General features: G+C 43.6%; 15 protein-coding genes. 8 read left to right on the top strand and 7 right to left on the bottom strand.

The window, feature by feature from the left end:
• Positions 1–45 precede the first annotated feature (45 nt).
• Positions 46–1,617 (top strand): BCCT family transporter, encoded by a 1,572-nt coding sequence (locus ACHUFI_RS04520; RefSeq protein WP_394247168.1) that lies wholly within the window; start codon positions 46–48, stop codon positions 1,615–1,617.
• A 227-nt stretch (positions 1,618–1,844) separates the two neighbouring features.
• Positions 1,845–3,728, top strand: coding sequence for a methyl-accepting chemotaxis protein (locus ACHUFI_RS04515; RefSeq protein ID WP_394247167.1), 1,884 nt, complete (start codon positions 1,845–1,847; stop codon positions 3,726–3,728).
• A 55-nt stretch (positions 3,729–3,783) separates the two neighbouring features.
• On the opposite strand, the gene ACHUFI_RS04510 is transcribed toward ACHUFI_RS04515, so the two are convergent.
• Together ACHUFI_RS04510 and ACHUFI_RS04505 are read right to left on the bottom strand one after the other, a co-directional pair.
• On the bottom strand, positions 3,784–4,500 hold the full coding sequence (locus ACHUFI_RS04510) for a 3'-5' exonuclease (protein ID WP_394247166.1): 717 nt from the start codon (positions 4,498–4,500) through the stop codon (positions 3,784–3,786).
• Positions 4,501–4,505: 5 nt separating this feature from the next.
• A complete protein-coding gene (locus tag ACHUFI_RS04505; RefSeq protein ID WP_394247165.1) occupies positions 4,506–6,395 on the bottom strand; it encodes a DUF294 nucleotidyltransferase-like domain-containing protein in 1,890 nt (629 codons plus the stop codon).
• Between the two features lie 159 nt (positions 6,396–6,554).
• On the opposite strand from ACHUFI_RS04505, the gene ACHUFI_RS04500 reads away from it, so the two are divergent.
• Positions 6,555–7,178 carry a hypothetical protein gene (locus ACHUFI_RS04500; protein ID WP_394247164.1) on the top strand — a complete coding sequence of 208 codons (624 nt, stop codon included), beginning with the start codon at positions 6,555–6,557 and terminating at the stop codon, positions 7,176–7,178.
• Positions 7,179–7,251: 73 nt separating this feature from the next.
• On the opposite strand, the gene ACHUFI_RS04495 is transcribed toward ACHUFI_RS04500, so the two are convergent.
• The 3 genes from ACHUFI_RS04495 to ACHUFI_RS04485 form a co-directional block, all read right to left on the bottom strand.
• On the bottom strand, positions 7,252–8,442 hold the full coding sequence (locus ACHUFI_RS04495; protein ID WP_394247163.1) for an amino acid aminotransferase: 1,191 nt from the start codon (positions 8,440–8,442) through the stop codon (positions 7,252–7,254).
• A 208-nt stretch (positions 8,443–8,650) separates the two neighbouring features.
• Positions 8,651–10,153, bottom strand: a complete 1,503-nt coding sequence (locus ACHUFI_RS04490) for an HD-GYP domain-containing protein (RefSeq protein WP_394247162.1) — start codon at positions 10,151–10,153, stop codon at positions 8,651–8,653.
• 245 nt (positions 10,154–10,398) lie between these two features.
• A complete protein-coding gene (locus ACHUFI_RS04485) occupies positions 10,399–10,698 on the bottom strand; it encodes a hypothetical protein (RefSeq protein ID WP_394247161.1) in 300 nt (99 codons plus the stop codon).
• 198 nt (positions 10,699–10,896) lie between these two features.
• Here ACHUFI_RS04485 and ACHUFI_RS04480 point away from each other — a divergent pair, with 198 nt between their 5' ends.
• Both ACHUFI_RS04480 and ACHUFI_RS04475 read left to right on the top strand, forming a co-directional pair.
• Complete coding sequence (locus tag ACHUFI_RS04480) at positions 10,897–12,309, top strand: aminotransferase-like domain-containing protein (protein WP_394247160.1); 1,413 nt, start codon at positions 10,897–10,899, stop codon at positions 12,307–12,309.
• 120 nt (positions 12,310–12,429) lie between these two features.
• Positions 12,430–12,645: a hypothetical protein gene (locus tag ACHUFI_RS04475; RefSeq protein ID WP_394247159.1), complete on the top strand. Its 216-nt coding sequence runs from the start codon at positions 12,430–12,432 to the stop codon at positions 12,643–12,645.
• A 7-nt stretch (positions 12,646–12,652) separates the two neighbouring features.
• Here the strand turns inward: ACHUFI_RS04475 and ACHUFI_RS04470 are convergent, their stop codons facing one another.
• Positions 12,653–13,435 carry a LysR family transcriptional regulator gene (locus ACHUFI_RS04470; protein ID WP_394247158.1) on the bottom strand — a complete coding sequence of 261 codons (783 nt, stop codon included), beginning with the start codon at positions 13,433–13,435 and terminating at the stop codon, positions 12,653–12,655.
• A 27-nt stretch (positions 13,436–13,462) separates the two neighbouring features.
• On the opposite strand from ACHUFI_RS04470, the gene ACHUFI_RS04465 reads away from it, so the two are divergent.
• The 3 genes from ACHUFI_RS04465 (at position 13,463) to ACHUFI_RS04455 (ending at position 15,010) form a co-directional block, all read left to right on the top strand.
• A complete protein-coding gene (locus ACHUFI_RS04465; protein ID WP_394247157.1) occupies positions 13,463–14,050 on the top strand; it encodes an MATE family efflux transporter in 588 nt (195 codons plus the stop codon).
• Between the two features lie 111 nt (positions 14,051–14,161).
• The gene (locus ACHUFI_RS04460) at positions 14,162–14,755 is read left to right on the top strand and encodes an MATE family efflux transporter (protein ID WP_394247156.1); all 594 of its coding nucleotides are present in this window, start codon (positions 14,162–14,164) and stop codon (positions 14,753–14,755) included.
• Between the two features lie 30 nt (positions 14,756–14,785).
• Positions 14,786–15,010, top strand: a complete 225-nt coding sequence (locus ACHUFI_RS04455; protein WP_394247155.1) for a hypothetical protein — start codon at positions 14,786–14,788, stop codon at positions 15,008–15,010.
• Between the two features lie 92 nt (positions 15,011–15,102).
• Here the strand turns inward: ACHUFI_RS04455 and asnS are convergent, their stop codons facing one another.
• Positions 15,103–16,503 carry an asparagine--tRNA ligase gene (gene asnS, locus ACHUFI_RS04450; RefSeq protein WP_394247154.1) on the bottom strand — a complete coding sequence of 467 codons (1,401 nt, stop codon included), beginning with the start codon at positions 16,501–16,503 and terminating at the stop codon, positions 15,103–15,105.
• Positions 16,504–16,604 lie beyond the last annotated feature (101 nt).

The raw sequence follows: 16,604 nt of genomic DNA, 5'->3' as shown, positions 1-16,604 counted from the left end.
GCAATATATTAAAGGGATATTAGCGATATTCCGAAGAGAGGAATAATGACTAAAGGTATAGATAAATACAGTATCGATAGTACCGACTATACGGTCGGTCAAGATAACGTACAAAAATGGGGTTTTGACGTTCATAACCCCGTTTTTGGTATTAGTGCAGGTTTGATTGCACTGTTTTTAATTGGCGTTTTGGTAACTGATACGGCTTCAGCTAAAGCGGCTCTTGATGGCATTAAGTGGCAAATCATCGGTTCATTTGATTGGCTATTTATTTGGGCAGGTAATATCTTCGTTATCTTTTGCCTTGCTTTGATCGTTTCCCCATTTGGTAAGATACGCCTTGGTGGTGTCGATGCGACGGCAGACTACTCATTCATGTCATGGCTTTCAATGCTGTTTGCCGCAGGTATGGGTATTGGTTTGATGTTCTGGAGTGTGGCAGAGCCAGCAGCTTACTTCACAGGATGGTATGAAACGCCACTAGGTGTTGAGCCAAACACTCCTGAAGCCGCACGTTTGGCACTAGGTGCGACTATGTACCACTGGGGTCTACACCCTTGGGCTATTTATGGCGTCGTTGCACTTTCACTAGCTTTCTTTACCTATAACAAAGGTTTACCTCTCTCTATTCGTTCTATTTTTTACCCTATTTTAGGTGATAGAGCGTGGGGTTGGGCTGGTCACATTGTTGATATTCTTGCTGTTCTAGCAACACTTTTCGGCCTAGCTACTTCATTAGGTTTAGGTGCTCAACAAGCGGCGAGTGGTATTCAACATGTATTTGGTATCGAAGCGGGTTTAGGTTCTCAAGTCGTTGTTATTACTGTCGTGACTTTGCTTGCTGTGGTATCAGTACTTCGTGGTATTGATGGTGGCGTTAAAGTTATCAGTAACATCAATATGCTCGTTGCATTCCTACTATTAGGTTTGGTGGCATTGATTGGCTACGCAGTAACGCTAGGTTCTATTCCAACAACGTTAATGGCTTACCTCGAAAATATCATTCCTTTAAGCAACCCTCACGGTCGTGCCGATGAAGCATGGTTCCAAGGTTGGACGGTATTCTACTGGGCTTGGTGGATTTCATGGTCTCCATTCGTAGGTATGTTTATCGCTCGAGTTTCTAAAGGACGTACAGTTCGTGAATTCATTACTGCGGTATTGATTGTTCCTACAACCGTAACGGTTCTTTGGATGTCTGTATTTGGTGGACTCGCGATTGATCAAATTACGAATAGTATTGGTGAGCTTGGTACCAAAGGGCTGACGGACATTTCACTTGCGATGTTCCAAATGTTTGACGCATTGCCTATGGGCACAATGCTTTCGATCATTGCAATCGTATTAGTACTTGTCTTCTTTATTACGTCGTCGGATTCTGGTTCACTGGTTATCGACAGCATTACTGCGGGCGGTAAAGTAGATGCACCTGTGTTACAGCGTGTATTTTGGGCTTTCTTAGAAGGTGCAATTGCAGTCGCACTATTGTGGGTTGGTGGTACAGAGGCTGTACAAGCCTTGCAAGCCGGTGCGATTTCTACCGCGTTGCCATTCACAATTATTCTATTGATGATGTGTGTAAGCTTGCTAATGGGCATGCGTACAGAAAAACGTTAAAAATAGCGCAGAAGTTAGATTAAAAAGGCGAACTTATGTTCGCCTTTTTTATTGGAATAACAGTACTTTTTGTATCGTTTATATTTTGACGACCGACGTCCTTTTGTCACTAAATTGTCCTGTAATTACAAAAACTTAAGTTAGTATTAAAATTGTACAAAACTGCTCGATATTGAGAATTAATTTCGTTAGTATGCGCGAGATCTTCCCTCATTCGTGAAACTAATATGAAATTGACACTTAAACAAAAGCTAATAGGCGCAAGTTTATCGGCCGTTGTCTTAATGGCGACAGCGTTAACTTGGCTTTCAGCTACTCAGCTATTTGAACAAACTCGAAATGGCGTATATTTACGTGCGGAAAGTGTTTCTGAAGCCGCTTCAGAAGGCATTAAGAACTGGATTTCTATTCGCAAAGATATCGCAAAAGCTTTCAACCAGTTTTCAGAAGAATCTGATGTTGTTCCTTTCCTAAAGCAAGCTCGTGTTGCTGGTGGTTTTGACGACATTTTTTTAGGTACACCTCAAGGTGATATGTACCGTTCACACCCAGAGCGTAACCGTGCTGGTTACGATCCTCGTCAACGTCCTTGGTATCAAGAAGCGAATAATGCAGGGAAGCAAATAATCACGACCGCATACCTAGACGCAATCACCAACGCACTACTAGTCACGATCGCTGAACCCGTTCGTCAAAATGGCAATTTAGTCGGCGTGGTTGGTGCTGATGTACTGATTGATCAACTTATCAATGATGTGATCAGCTTAGATGTTGGTGATAATGCCTATGCGATGCTGATTGATACTCAAGATGGTACTTTCTTAGCGCATCCAAACAAATCTTTGATCTTGAAGTCAGTTAGCGACCTGTCAGCTGACCTGTCGATGTCTGTAGTAGAACAAGCTGTTCGTACGGCTAGCATTGAAATCATTAAAGAAAACGGCAAAGAAAAGCTTCTATACTTCACGAAAGTGGCTGGTACAGACTGGATCTTTGGTATTCAAATGGACCGAGAAACAGAAGAAGCAAACCATGCGTCGCTGCTTTCTCAGCTAATCACGACCGCTGTGATTATTACTATTGTGGTCATTCTTCTTGTTTCATGGCTAGTGAGCTTCTTATTCCGTGACCTTAAGCGTGTGTCTGATGCATTAGAAGAAATTGCATCTGGTGAAGCGGATTTAACTCAGCGCCTTGAGCCTAAGAGCCAAGACGAAGTAGGCCAATTGGCAACAAGCTTCAACCGTTTTGTGGGCAATATGCATCACATGGTGGTTAAGCTAAGTGAAGTTTCTGCAGCGCTATCTGAGCAATCTAAGCAAACAGCTTCCCAAGCGGAAGAGCGTAGTGCTCGTATTCGTCTTCAACAAGATGAAATCAACATGGTTGCGACTGCTGTAAATGAAATGGCGGCGGCTACTCAAGAAATCGCCGGTAACGCTGATCACACCGCTCAAAGCTCTTCTGAAGCGGTTGGTGCATGTGTGCATGGTGCAGACCAAGTAACGCAGACTCAGTCTTCAATTCAAAACCTTGCGGAAGAAGTACAAGTTGCGACTAACGTTATTCAGGAGTTAGAAGAACACGGGAACAGCATCAATACGATTTTGGCTAATATCCAAGGTATCGCGGAGCAAACTAACCTGCTTGCCCTTAATGCGGCTATCGAAGCTGCACGTGCTGGTGAGCAAGGGCGTGGTTTTGCAGTGGTAGCGGATGAAGTACGTGTGCTGAGCCAACGAACCCACGGTTCGACCAAAGAAATCCAGCAAACTATCGAGCTACTTCAAGGTACAACAGGTAAAGCGGTTGGGATTATGGATGACAGCCGTAATCTAGCGACTACCAGTGTGGATGACGCAAACTCTGCGGCAGCAAGCTTGACTCAAATTCATGCTGCGGTTGAACGTATTAGCGACATGGCGATGCAAATTGCCTCTGCTGCTGAAGAGCAAGCGTCTGTGACTTCAGAGATCACGCGTAATACGGAAGGTATTCGTGATGTGTCTAACGAGTTGGCGACTGAAGCACACGATGCTGCAAGTCAGGCTGCTCAGCTTTCTGAACTATCGCACGAGTTAGAAGAAGAAATTAGACGCTTTAAGCTATAATTGATTCTTGTTGAAAAAGGAGCCTGAAGGCTCCTTTTTTATTGCTAGTTATTCGCTACAGCCATAGCTCTTTTATTGGCGTGTCTCGATCATAGTGGTGAGCTATCTGCGCTTGTAGCAACTCGGCGGTGGCAATAGCATCGGTTAACGCATGGTGAGGCGTGTAATCCGGTAGGCTATAGCGACGTCTACTTTGCCCTAGTCGAACGGAACCTGGCTGTTTACCTTTGAGTTTATTCCATAAACCGCCCGCTAGCTTGTCTTGAATATCGGATTCAATTTCTAATGTGTCCAGTACTGGAAATTCAATGCCTTCTCCAATCCTAACCTTAAGCGCATTATTCAAGAAATCGCGTTCGATTCGGCGGTAATGCACCACTACAATATGTCCGGATAATGCTTCTAATACGTCATCAAGCATTTCGCTTAAGTCAGGAGCATCCAAAATGTCATTGTGAGTGATGCCATGGATTACGACGGATTCCTCCTCCAACTTCTGACGAGGTCGGATAGTCCAGTGCCTAGATTGATTCAAATAAATTCGATTAAGAGTAAATGGGACGACCCCAATCGTAATGATGTCATCTTTCTTAGCATCTAAACCCGTGGTTTCAAAATCGACAGCCAGAAATGTGACTTCCGATATCGGCGTATCAGGCGCAGGTAGCGAGCATGAATAGAACGTTTTTAAACGTTGGTCTTTACAGCGTTCAAGTTTTTGTTGGAACTTGAATGGCCAGTCTATGGTCGGAGACTTGAAGAACTTATTCATACGAGTTACTTAAAGTTATTATTGGCTTGGTAACGGAACTTCAAAAAGTTCTGCGCGTTACTGAGAATTTGGAATGCGTCTTTTAAATTACGACGTTCGAAATCTGACAGGTTTTCCGGCTCAATGTTGTTATCTGGATCTATTTGATTATCGACGTCTAGCGCTTGGTGGCGGATACGCACCATAGAGATGAATTCCATGGCATCCTTGAGATCTTGGGCGCGTCCTTTAGGCAGTATTCCGGCATCAATAATATCGTCGAGTCGTTCAAAAGAGTTTTTAGAGCGTGAGCCAACGGCTAAAGCATGAACACGAATCAAATCAGCAAGAGGTGCAGTACCACGTCGCTTTAAGTTGATGGAGTTATTGTGTCTGCCGTCCTTCTCCATTACGAAGTCTTTAAAGAAACCAAGCGGTGGAGTTCGGTTAAGCGCATTGCGAGCCAAACAAGCTAAGAAACGGTTATTTTTACGGGAGCGGCGAACGATGAAGCTGTTGAGCTGCTCCGCCCACTTTAACCGCCCGAATACGCCGTCTAAGTCGAAGAAAATCGAAGCATTAAGCAGTGCTTTGGGGTTAGGATCGTCAATCCAATCAGAGAAACAAGCTTCCCACTCACGACGTGTCATACGCCACATTGGGTTGGTTGCCATGATGTCCCCTGTACAATAGCTGTAGCCACACTGATCGAGGCCGTCACACACAAATTTGGCTAACGCTTCGAAATATTGGTAATGTTTTTCAGGCTTGTATGTGTCGTCTAAGATGATGGCATTATCTTGGTCAGTTACCAGTAATTGCTCATCTCGCCCCATGGAACCAAGCGCTAAGAAGCAATACGGGATTGGTGGTGGTCCTAAATGCTCTTCAGCGAGTTCAATAATACGTTGCTTAAAGCTTCGCCCAATTACCGACATCGCACTGCCCACCATGTGCGCGTTGGCATCCTCATTCACTAGGCGAACGAAACTGTCTTTCACTTGTTCGGAAATCGCTTTTAGATCTTCAATTGATTGTTGCTGGAAGATACTGCTTACAAGAAGTAAGGAGTTCTGAGATTCGTAACGTACAATATCAGTGGTTTCTATAATTCCGATGGGCTTACGATCTTTTAGAACCGGCAGGTGATGAACGTTATAGCGAAGCATGGTGAGCATCGCTTCATAAACGTATGCATTGTGATCTAGCGAGATCACTTCACTTGTCATCACTGAAGATACGTCATCGTTAGGATCTAGGCCTTGCGCTAATACGCGGGTACACAGATCACGGTCAGTAATGATACCAATCACTGGTGTTGAATCATCCTCTTCATCTTCCACGATATCGGGATCGAGTATAAGTAAAGAAGAGACATTTTCTTCAGCCATCATGGTTGCCGCTTGTTGAATGGTGCGGCTTTTATCGATGATCGGTGCGTCTCTATTTAGTAGGGTTTTTACTTTGGAAGTCGTGAGATCGTTAGCATCGTTATTGTTTGAAATGGCTTGCCTTAATCTTGCATTGTCTTCGACTTCAACAAAATCAGCGAAAGAATCATGGTTCTCATAAAGGTCTTGGAACACGGCTTCGGGAATACAATAAACAAGCGTGTCTTCAATCGCTTTGACTGGAAAACGAACTTTGTTGTTCGTCAGGAGCCCCATCTGCCCAAAAAGATCACCTTCGTCAAGACGGTTATACAACTCGCCTTTGCGTCGATACACCTCGACTTCACCACTGCGAACCACATAGAGATCATTGATCTGATCGCCAAAATGTATGATAGGAGTACCTTGACGGTAATAGGAAATTTCTACGCTTTGAGTGGCGGTTAAAAGAACATCTTCAGGGAGTTCATTGAATGGTGGATATTGTGCTAGAAAGTTTTGGATTTCTAATAGCTCAGCTTCCATAGTGGGCTTCCATAAATTGTTATGATTTCATGGTACATCATTTGCCAAAACTTTGCCGTGACAATTCGAAGTGTGAGCAAAAACCTTTTTAAAGTCTTATGGATAGACTAGTATTTTATAATTGAAAGTCAGTAATTGTATTGTTTAACGAGGTGGCTAATGCTGAAGTATAGTTTGATTCCTGTTTTAGTTGTTTTCTCATCGGTCGCTTCAGCGGAGCCTATTTCTGCTGAAATACTGGATTACAACTATGTATATGCATCAGCAGGCTCAGGAAGCTTGAATGAAGACGCAGGAGTGAATAACAACGCTTCAATCTACACACTTGGTCTGAGTTATGAAGTCTCAGACAACTGGCTGATTCTAGGGGATTACGCGGCGCGTTTTATCCACCCTGATGAGACGACAACACGTGCCGACACGCTGATGGCGGGAGGAGGGTATAAGTACTCGCTAGCCCAAGATTTAGACTTGGTCGCGTCTTACCAAATTGGGGTGACAAAAGCTAAGGTTGAACTGAATGACAGCAATATCACGGTTTCATCTGATACAGAGTTCATTCATGGCGGTAAGGTTGCATTGAATTATGGTTTCGCTAAATCATGGATTGCGTCTGGTAGTGTACTAGTGAATCGAAGCGATTTGTATGACGAAGAAGTTTATCATTCAAGCTTGAGATACCTTGTTACAACGAAATTTGCCATCGGTGGCTTTTATAATCACCGAAATGGTGAGCAAGAGAGCACGAATGAGCTAGGGGTTAATTTTTTACTTGAATACTAATCAATACCTCGTTTTCACAAACAAAAAAGCCAGCAATCTTGCTGGCTTTTTGAATGTTGGTTTCAGTCCTTTCTTATAGAACGGCTGCGATACCTTTACATAGTGGCCCCATGTTTGACTTAGTCATACCAGCAACACTGATACGGCCAGAACCAACGATGTAGATTGCGAACTCTACTTTAAGACGGTTAACTTGCTCTTTTGTTAGGCCAGAGAAAGAGAACATGCCGTTTTGACGTTCGATGAAAGTAAAGTCAGCATCAACGCCTTCTGCTTTTAGCGTTGCTACAAATAGTTCACGCATTTCTTGGATGCGGTCACGCATTTCTGCTACTTCAGCTTCCCATTCAGCACGCAGCTCAGCGTCACCAAGAATGTGTGTTACAACTGCACTGCCGTGCGCTGGAGGGTTTGAGTATATAGAACGAATGATGCTCTTAACTTGAGAGAATGCCGTTGTCGCTACTTCAGAGTTTTCAGCCACAAGCGTAAACGCACCAACACGCTCGTTGTATAGACCAAAGTTTTTAGAGAACGAGCTCGCCACTAAAATCTCTTTGTTGTATTTCGCGAAAGTACGAAGGCCAGCAGCGTCTTCTTCAACGCCCTTAGCAAAACCTTGGTATGCGAAATCAAACAGAGGAAGAAGGCCTTTGTCTGCAACCAGTTTAGCCAGTGTTTCCCACTCTTCTGCTGTTGGGTCAATACCCGTTGGGTTATGACAGCAACCATGTAGAAGTACGATATCGCCTGCAGACGCTTTCTCTAAGTCTGCAACCATACCTGCGAAGTCTTTGTCTTTTGTTTCAGCGTTGTAGTAGCTGTACTGTGCGGTTTCGATACCTGCAGCCGCGAAAACGCCGTTGTGGTTTGCCCAAGTAGGGTTACTGATCCAGATCTTTGCATCACCAAGTTGACGTTTGATGAATTCACCTGCAACACGAAGTGCACCGGTGCCGCCTGGAGCTTGGGCTGTTTTTGCACGCTGTGAAGACACGATTTCAGCATCTGAACCAAATAGTAGCTTTTGTACTGCTTGACCGTATTCAGCGGTACCTTCAATTGTTAGGTAAGATTTGGTTTTTTCATTCTCTAGAAGAGCTGCTTCTGCTTTTTTAACTGTCTTAAGAACAGGGGTTTGACCGTCTTCATTTTTGTAGATACCAACGCCTAGGTTGATTTTTTCAGCGCGAGCGTCTTTTTTAAACTCTTCTGTTAGGCCGAGAATAGGATCTGCCGGAGCAGCAACAACTTTTTCAAACATAATCTTCATCCATGTCAATTGAAGGGAGGATAGTAACAACTCCAGTATTTATACCTGTAAGGATTTTTGAAGACAACACGAATAGAACAGAAAAGCTAAAAAAATTCCGTTTGGGATGAAATAATCAATTAAGCGGGGAAATATCTAATAAAACACCCTACGGATAAACCAATAGGGTGCAAGTAATTTAGTATTTTTAGGATGGGCTTTATGCGTGTTGTGCGACGAAGCTTTCCCGCTCTAACTCGCTCAAATCTTCACCTTTATCTTGGTATTGCGCTGCAATTCTAACGAATTCGTTTTCAACCGTTAGAAATGCTTGAACAACTTCTGGGTCGAAATGGGTACCTTCACCCTCCAAAATGATTTGTTTCGCTTTATCATGGGAAAACGCAGGCTTATATACACGTTTCGAGATGAGCGCATCATACACATCCGCTAAAGCCATCAAACGTCCAGACAAAGGAATTTCTTCTCCCGACAGTTGACTTGGATAACCGGTTCCATTCCATTTCTCGTGGTGTGTGAGAGAAATTTCTTTAGCAACACGAAGGAAGGAACTGCTTCCTAATTGTTTCTCGGCAATAGATAAGGCTTCAGCACCGATTTCTGGGTGGCCTTTCATTATCTCGAACTCTTCGTTGGTCAACTTTCCAGGCTTTAAAAGCACATTATCTGGGATGCCAACCTTACCAACATCGTGAAGCGGTGCTGATTTATAAAGCAATTCAATATAATTTGGCGTTAGTAGCTCGGCGTGTTTAGGTGACAGGCTCATCTGTTCGGCTAACACTTTTACGTATTCTTGTGTTCGGAGAATGTGGGCGCCAGTTTCGTTGTCTCGAGATTCTGCTAACGCCGACAAACTTACGATCGCGACATCTCGTGTGGTTTTTACTTCGCTTTGAGCCGACTGAAGGCTGTCTAACATCGAATTGGTCATAGACGCCATAGAGCCTAATTCATCATAACCAAATATCGGTAATCTTACGCTGATATCACCTTTGGTCACTTGCTCGAGTGAATACTCTTGGCTGACCAGAATTCGTCTGATGAGCTTGCTCCACAATACCATGATGGTAACGGCATACCCTCCGAGTACAGCAGATAGATAGATGAACTCCTTGATGACACTGACTTTACCACTTCCATCTAAGACGCGAGCGGGGTTGTGTTCTAACCAAAAAACATCTTTTACTGCAACCATGGTAAGCATTGTGCTCAAGGTAATGAGCAAAAGGACGACGAGCCATATCATTTGTTTAACCAAAGAGCTTCGTTGGCCGATTAGCTCGAAGTCAAAGTTACCAGTTTTGTCCATTTCATCCATTTGTGCCTGTTTGGAAGAAAGTTGAAGGATAGTTCCAGTAAAAAAGCCAAATAAGGTCATCCCAAAAAGTACTTTCAAATTACTATCAATATGGAAGTCGTAGCTAAAATTGTAATACAGAGCAAAAGGGACACTAGCCATAAAAAAGATAGTGGTATCCAGCTGAGCGAGCTTCGTTTCTTTAACCAAGGAGTGGTTGGCAAGTATGAAGTGTCTGAATAGAAAGAGTCCGGTAAAAACGATACTGACATGGGTGATGATCTCAATACCAGTTAGGGTCTCGAGCATCGGGCATACACGACTGCCGTACGTACCAAATAGCACGCCAGCGAGTGCGTACAACTTGAATGTTAGAGAAGCATTATATTTTGAATTACCCATGAATAAGCCCTTGTTTCGGTTTTTCTGTCACCTTTATTCCTGCCATTTTTAGTGCTTTCTGTGGGTTCCAGCAAAAGTTAGCCATAACTGTCACGAATAAAGACCGGGGATTCTATCCGCAGATTTCACTGAATGAAATAAAAAATTTAACATAAAAGATCGATTTACCGAGTCCGGTGAGATTTATAACAATAGCCCCTAAACGAGTTTAGGGACTATTTAAATGTTAAGTCTCTGACGAAACTTTATTTTTTCAAATTGATTTCAGATTCTACTGATTGAGCTTCAATATCTGGGTTAGAAGCAAGCTTATCTGCTGCCCATTGATTGATGTGCTTGAGAATTGCAGACACCGCATGAGTTTTAGATGCTGGTTGGTCTTGTTCAACATCAAGTTGTTGCTTAGGGTGTGATCCTGTCGCATCTTCGGCAATGTGAAGCCAGTCTGGATGCCAGTAGTAAGGTTGACCACTAGGTGCTGTCCAACTATGTACACCGTTTGTTTCGCCTTTGTAATCCAACTGGTCTGCATTTATTTTTTTCATTGTTATCTCGCATGTAGTTTATGTTTCAATAAATGACGTTTATGGCGTCATGTGTTCAAACTTAGCAGAGCATCAGAAGATATCTGTGAGTGATTTCACACTCCTATCGAAACTTAGTGCAAGAGAAAGCTTAGATACGCTCGATAGGATAGTTAGTGTTAAAGTGTGCGCGTATTGATTAGGGAGTAAAAGTTTACGATGGCTCGTTACGAAGAACTGGCAAAAGATATTCGAAATCAAATTGCTAATAGCACTTGGCGCTCTGGAGAAAAAATCCCGTCTGTGAGAGCAAGTTGCAAGTCGTACGGCTATAGTATTGCTACCGTATTACAAGCCTATCAATTGCTGGAAAGTGAAGGTTGGCTAATCGCTAAACCTCAGTCCGGTTATTTTGTCGCACCACAAATCGAGCATTTAAAGTCAGCACAACTGGCCAGTTCTCCAGTCGACAAAACTGAGTCAAAGACGGTAGAAATTAACGATATTTTGTTCGATGTGCTTCAACGTAACATTGACCCTTCACTTGTTCCTTTAAGTTCAGCGTTTCCCGAGCCTTCGTTGTTTCCTTTGCAAACTCTCGCACGTAGCTTGTCGAGTGCAAGTCGCCAAATGTCAGAAGACAGCGCTATTGTTAATTTACCACCGGGAAGTGAATCGTTACGTCGACAAATCGCGCAGCGTTACATTAAACGCGGAGTGGTGGTTAATCCGGATCACATTGTTATTACCGCTGGTGCTTTAGAAGCTTTGAATCTCAGTTTACAAGTCTTAACGAGCCCTGGTGATACTGTTGTCATCGAATCGCCGGCTTTTTACGGCGCGCTGCAAGCGATAGAACGGTTAAACCTGCGGGCGGTAGAAGTCAAAACCGACCCCGTTCATGGGGTCGATTTGAACGATCTGGCCGACATTGTCAAAAGAATGAATGTGAAGGCATGTTGGTTCATGACCAACTTTCAAAATCCACTAGGCTTTTGTATGTCTGATGACAACAAGAGAAAGATGATGACCTTGTTAGCTAAGCATCAAGTCGCTCTGATTGAAGACGATGTATACAGTGAACTGTACTTTGGAGATGCTCACCCAAAACCTGCGCAAGCGTTTGATGATAGTGGGAATGTCTTTCTTTGTGGCTCTTTTTCTAAGTGCCTTTCACCAGGCTATCGAGTTGGATGGGTAGTGTCGGAGAGGCACAGTGACAAAATCCAACGAACGCAATTAATGTCTACGTTATCGAGTAGTGTGCCGACACAGTTGGGCCTGACTCATTACCTTCAATATGGTGGGTACGACAACCATTTGAGAAAGCTTCGAAAGTCTCTCCATGAACGTAAGGTCAAAATGAGGCTCGCAATTCAGCAATATTTCCCACTGGGGACGCTGGTGACAGACCCTAATGGCGGATATTTTTTGTGGATTGAAATGACCAACGGGGCGAGTGGACAATCTATTTATGAGGCGGCGTTAACCAAAGGTATCGCGATTGCACCTGGAATCTTGTTTGGAACTCAGAAAAAGTTTTCGCATCATATACGGATCAACTGTTCTTATGATTGTGAAGATCGGGTTCTTGCGTCTGTTCAAACTCTAGGAGAGTTGGCATCTTGCTGATACCAGAAATGTGAAGCGCCTAGAGAAGTAAACTGTTCTATTTTTTACTCCACAAACTGTTCTAATACAGTGTTCATGACTTGTGTTCCAATGGCTTCAATCACTTAATTGGAGCCACCTATGAACACTAAATCGATTAATAATGAGATGAAGCTCATTTTCGTTGCTATTTTTAGCGCTTTCTTACTGATTCTAGGGCACCTCCTGTTAGCGAAAGCATTTGCTGACATGGCATGGGCAGAGTACACCACTGCTGCGATCCCGTTTGTGTTGTTTGGAATATGTGGTTTAGCGATCCGATATGCGGAAAAGCAAGAAGAATCCAACCAAGTATAATCACTGATCAGTTAAAGAGCCGTAGGGCAATATGATCACTCCATTCAATGCACTGTTTTGATAGTTCACATCGGGTACTCGTGACGTTATAAAATAGGCTAAATAGCACTTGAATACTGTTTGAAATCACTGAGCTTTTTATACGAGTAATTTGCTTCCGTTCGACCGCTTGGCGTGCGATATGATTTGGGATCATTGCCCAACCCGAATTCTGGAGTAACTCGGTTAACAGTGAATAGCACGCAACGGTTTTAATTATTGCTGAGTATTCCTGAATCACACTTTTGGCGAGAGCGGTATGTTGGCAGATGAACTGCTCTTCGCCCTGAGCATCTACGAGCGTGAAATCGGATTGTTTAAGCAAAGGGGAGCGTTGGCCAACATAGACGTTGTAGTCTACATAGCCGAGGTTCTTATACAATATATTCTCATTTGGCGTGACGTTCATTCTAGCGGGTGAAAAAGCGAAGTGAATGTGTTGCTCTTCTACCATTTTTAACGCGGTATCTCTGTCAAACTGCAACCACTTCAAACGCACACCAGGTGCATTTTCTTTAATCTTTTCATCCAAACTTCGTATGAATTCAACAGGGAAGTCACCATCATAACTGATTTTCAACTCACTGATTGGGGCGGCCAATTGACTTTGATTGAGCTGTATCAGTAAGTTGTTTTGACGAAGTACGTGTACTGCTATTGGATACAAAGGTTGTGCTTGCTGGGTAGCAATCGCTTGGCTACCGACAATATCGAACAGGCGATACCCGAGAATATCTTCATAAGCATGCACGCTAGCTCGATAAACAGTTTTAGAAATATGCTTTGGCCTTTCGATTTAAAGCAGCTTAAAGCGATTTTGGGAATCGCAATTCCTATAACCCTGCAATCCATTTTCTTCGCATCAAAAGGCGTAACAGATATTTTGATGATAGGGCAGTTATCGGAAGACGCGGTGGCAGCTGTTGGAGTTGCTGGCCGAGCACTATTTGTTGCCAAGGATGAACATGGGACTCGAAGAACGCTGGCAATGACTTGGCTTGTATCGAGCGTTGTGGAACTCATTCGGGCTTTAGGATTTGGGTTATATGGGCAAAATATTATTGGGTTATCTACTGACTTTGTTGCCATTCGTGAGTTGGGGCATCAGTACCTAGCGATCACCGGTTTAAGTCTATTCTTTGTGGCTTTTAATGGTGCCGTTGCCGCAGGACTCAGATCCATAAGGCAAGCCAAGTTAAGTGGCGGTTTAAGTGCATTTGGGGTTGGGTGTAACTTAGTTCTCAACGCGATACTTATCTTTGGCTTATTTATTAGGGTTACCCGCTTTAGGTTTGAAAGGCGCTGCGATCGTGACCCTATTGAGTTGCATTTTAGAAACCTTGGTAACTTTCTTATGGACCTATAAGGGCGAACACATGCTGCGTTTAAGCGGGAAATGTTTTCGTTCAAAAGGCCAACTGTCACACTTGTCCCAATTCATTACTCTTGCCTTACCAACCACTTTTAACTTTCTATTATGGGCGGGCTATTTACTTATACGGCATTGATGGGGCAAGCAAGCACTCAGGGCTTAGTGGTATTGTCTGTTATATCGCCAATTGAGGCGTTTTCGTTAAGCTTTCTCACTGGTATCGCTAATGCTTCAGCGGTGATTATCGGCAATCACTTAGGAGCAAAAGATAAAGTGCAGGCGTACGAACAAGCCATTGGCTTTGTTGTGCTTGCCATTGGCATCACCGTTCTTGTCTCGCTAGCTCTATTTGCAATAAGAGTCCCGGTGTTGAATTTATTTAGTGCATTAAGTCCCGATTCTTACGAGATGGCAGAGCAGTTTTATGGAGTACTTTGTTTTGGCATTATCTTAAGGTCCTTGCCAACGACTATGGTGGTTGGGGTGTTGAGGGCAGGGGGAGATGTGAAATTTTGTCTCTACCAAGACCTAATTACTCAGTGGCTAATCGGGATACCATTAGTTGCTATTGCCGTGCTGTTATTAGGCTGGTCGCCAACGTGGGTTTTTGCGTTGTTTTTTGTTGAAGCTATTTGTAAATGGTTTGCGTGTATTCGTCGTTTTAGAACTCGCCTGTGGTTACGCACGCTTGCCCACTGATTTTTGATAATAATTTGGAAAGGTAACCCGATGAACTTAATTAGTTTATATGAAGCCTACGGCTTAATAATTGCAATTGGTCTATTTGTTGTGGCGTATTTGCTTGTTCATTTTAAGTATATCCGCCACCATGAATTACATAAGCGGTTCTTAGCGGCGCTTTGGAAAGCTATGCAAAATACTATTCATGGCCAACATATTCGTACATTGGGCTATGAGCATGAAAAAGAACAAAAGCCTAAAGGCGAACAATAGCACCCGATCGAAAAGTAACTTTTAAAGTATTTAGACATAAAAAAACCTCCGCATTTGCGGAGGTTTTTATTTATTCTTAACTTACTTTCTAATTAGAAGTTAGCAGAGCGTGGAGTACGTGGGAATGGAATCACGTCACGTACGTTGCCCATACCTGTTACGTAAGAAACTAGACGCTCGAAGCCCAAACCGAAACCTGCGTGTGGCACAGTGCCGTATTTACGTAGGTCGCGGTACCAGCTCATGTGCTCAGGGTCGATACCCATTGCAACCATGCGCTCGTCTAGGATATCTAGACGCTCTTCACGCTGTGCTCCACCGATGATTTCACCGATGCCTGGTGCAAGAACGTCCATAGCCGCTACTGTTTTACCGTCGTCGTTTAAGCGCATGTAGAAAGCTTTGATGTCTTTCGGGTAGTTCTTAACGATAACTGGTGCTTTGAAGTGCTCTTCCGCTAGGAAACGCTCATGCTCAGAAGACATGTCGATACCCCATTCAACAGGGAATTCGAACTCTTTACCTGAGTCTAGAAGAATTTGGATTGCATCTGTGTAGTCAACTTGTGCAAAGTCAGCGTCAACGAATTGCTCTAGGCGAGTGATCGCTTCTTTGTCGATGCGTTGAGCGAAGAACTCAAGATCATCACGACGCTCAGCAAGTACTGCTTTGAATACGTACTTAAGCATGTCTTCTGCAAGTTTTGCTACGTCTTCAAGATCAGCGAATGCTACTTCCGGCTCAACCATCCAGAATTCCGCTAGGTGGCGGCTAGTGTTTGAGTTTTCAGCACGGAATGTAGGGCCGAATGTGTAAACTTTGCTTAGTGCACAAGCGTAAGCTTCAGCGTTAAGTTGACCAGATACCGTTAGGAACGTTTCTTTACCGAAGAAATCTTCGTTGTAGTCAACATCACCTTTCTCAGTGCGAGGGATGTTTTCCATGTCTAGCGTAGATACGCGGAACATTTCGCCAGCGCCTTCAGCATCAGATGCTGTGATAAGCGGAGCAGACGTCCAGAAGAAGCCTTGCTCGTGGTAGAAACGGTGAATCGCTTGAGATAGACAGTTACGAACACGTGCTACTGCACCGATCACGTTAGTACGTGGGCGTAGGTGAGCAACTTCACGAAGGTACTCGATAGAGTGACGTGTCTTAGCCATTGGGTAAGTGTCTGCATCTTCAACCCAACCAACAACTTTAACGTCAGTTGCAGCGAGTTCGAAGTCTTGACCTTTCGCAGGAGACTCAACAATCTTACCTGTTACTTCAACAGAGCAGCCAGTCGTTAGCTTTAATACTTCGTTTTCGTAATTATTAAGATTATTAGGGACCACGGCCTGAATCGGGTCGAAACAAGAGCCGTCATAAATGGCAAGGAAAGAGATTCCAGCTTTGGAATCACGACGTGAACGGATCCAGCCGCGAACAGTTACTTCACTGTCTACTGCTAGCTTGCCGCCAAGTACGTCTGTTACAGGCGCGTAAGTCATGTTGGTTTCATTCTCCATTGAGGGACAAATTCAACCCAACGCATCGATTGCCTAAAATTTGTCATCTTTGAACAAAAAACAATCGAAACATTGGGTTGTAT

The organism is Vibrio profundi (assembly GCF_043642225.1).
Taxonomy (GTDB): Bacteria; Pseudomonadota; Gammaproteobacteria; order Enterobacterales; family Vibrionaceae; genus Vibrio; species Vibrio profundi_A.
Note: the sequence above shows the minus strand (reverse complement) of the source record. Positions and strands in the feature narration are given on the sequence as shown.

Excerpts from the sequence above, each read along its gene's own strand:
- ACHUFI_RS04520 (WP_394247168.1), top strand. The coding sequence starts at position 46 with ATGACTAAAGGTATAGATAAATACAGTATCGATAGTACCGACTATACG.
- ACHUFI_RS04515 (WP_394247167.1), top strand. The coding sequence starts at position 1,845 with ATGAAATTGACACTTAAACAAAAGCTAATAGGCGCAAGTTTATCGGCC.
- ACHUFI_RS04510 (WP_394247166.1), bottom strand. The coding sequence starts at position 4,500 with ATGAATAAGTTCTTCAAGTCTCCGACCATAGACTGGCCATTCAAGTTC.
- ACHUFI_RS04505 (WP_394247165.1), bottom strand. The coding sequence starts at position 6,395 with ATGGAAGCTGAGCTATTAGAAATCCAAAACTTTCTAGCACAATATCCA.
- ACHUFI_RS04500 (WP_394247164.1), top strand. The coding sequence starts at position 6,555 with ATGCTGAAGTATAGTTTGATTCCTGTTTTAGTTGTTTTCTCATCGGTC.
- ACHUFI_RS04495 (WP_394247163.1), bottom strand. The coding sequence starts at position 8,442 with ATGTTTGAAAAAGTTGTTGCTGCTCCGGCAGATCCTATTCTCGGCCTA.
- ACHUFI_RS04490 (WP_394247162.1), bottom strand. The coding sequence starts at position 10,153 with ATGGGTAATTCAAAATATAATGCTTCTCTAACATTCAAGTTGTACGCA.
- ACHUFI_RS04485 (WP_394247161.1), bottom strand. The coding sequence starts at position 10,698 with ATGAAAAAAATAAATGCAGACCAGTTGGATTACAAAGGCGAAACAAAC.
- ACHUFI_RS04480 (WP_394247160.1), top strand. The coding sequence starts at position 10,897 with ATGGCTCGTTACGAAGAACTGGCAAAAGATATTCGAAATCAAATTGCT.
- ACHUFI_RS04475 (WP_394247159.1), top strand. The coding sequence starts at position 12,430 with ATGAACACTAAATCGATTAATAATGAGATGAAGCTCATTTTCGTTGCT.
- ACHUFI_RS04465 (WP_394247157.1), top strand. The coding sequence starts at position 13,463 with ATGCTTTGGCCTTTCGATTTAAAGCAGCTTAAAGCGATTTTGGGAATC.
- ACHUFI_RS04460 (WP_394247156.1), top strand. The coding sequence starts at position 14,162 with ATGGGCGGGCTATTTACTTATACGGCATTGATGGGGCAAGCAAGCACT.
- ACHUFI_RS04455 (WP_394247155.1), top strand. The coding sequence starts at position 14,786 with ATGAACTTAATTAGTTTATATGAAGCCTACGGCTTAATAATTGCAATT.
- asnS (WP_394247154.1), bottom strand. The coding sequence starts at position 16,503 with ATGACTTACGCGCCTGTAACAGACGTACTTGGCGGCAAGCTAGCAGTA.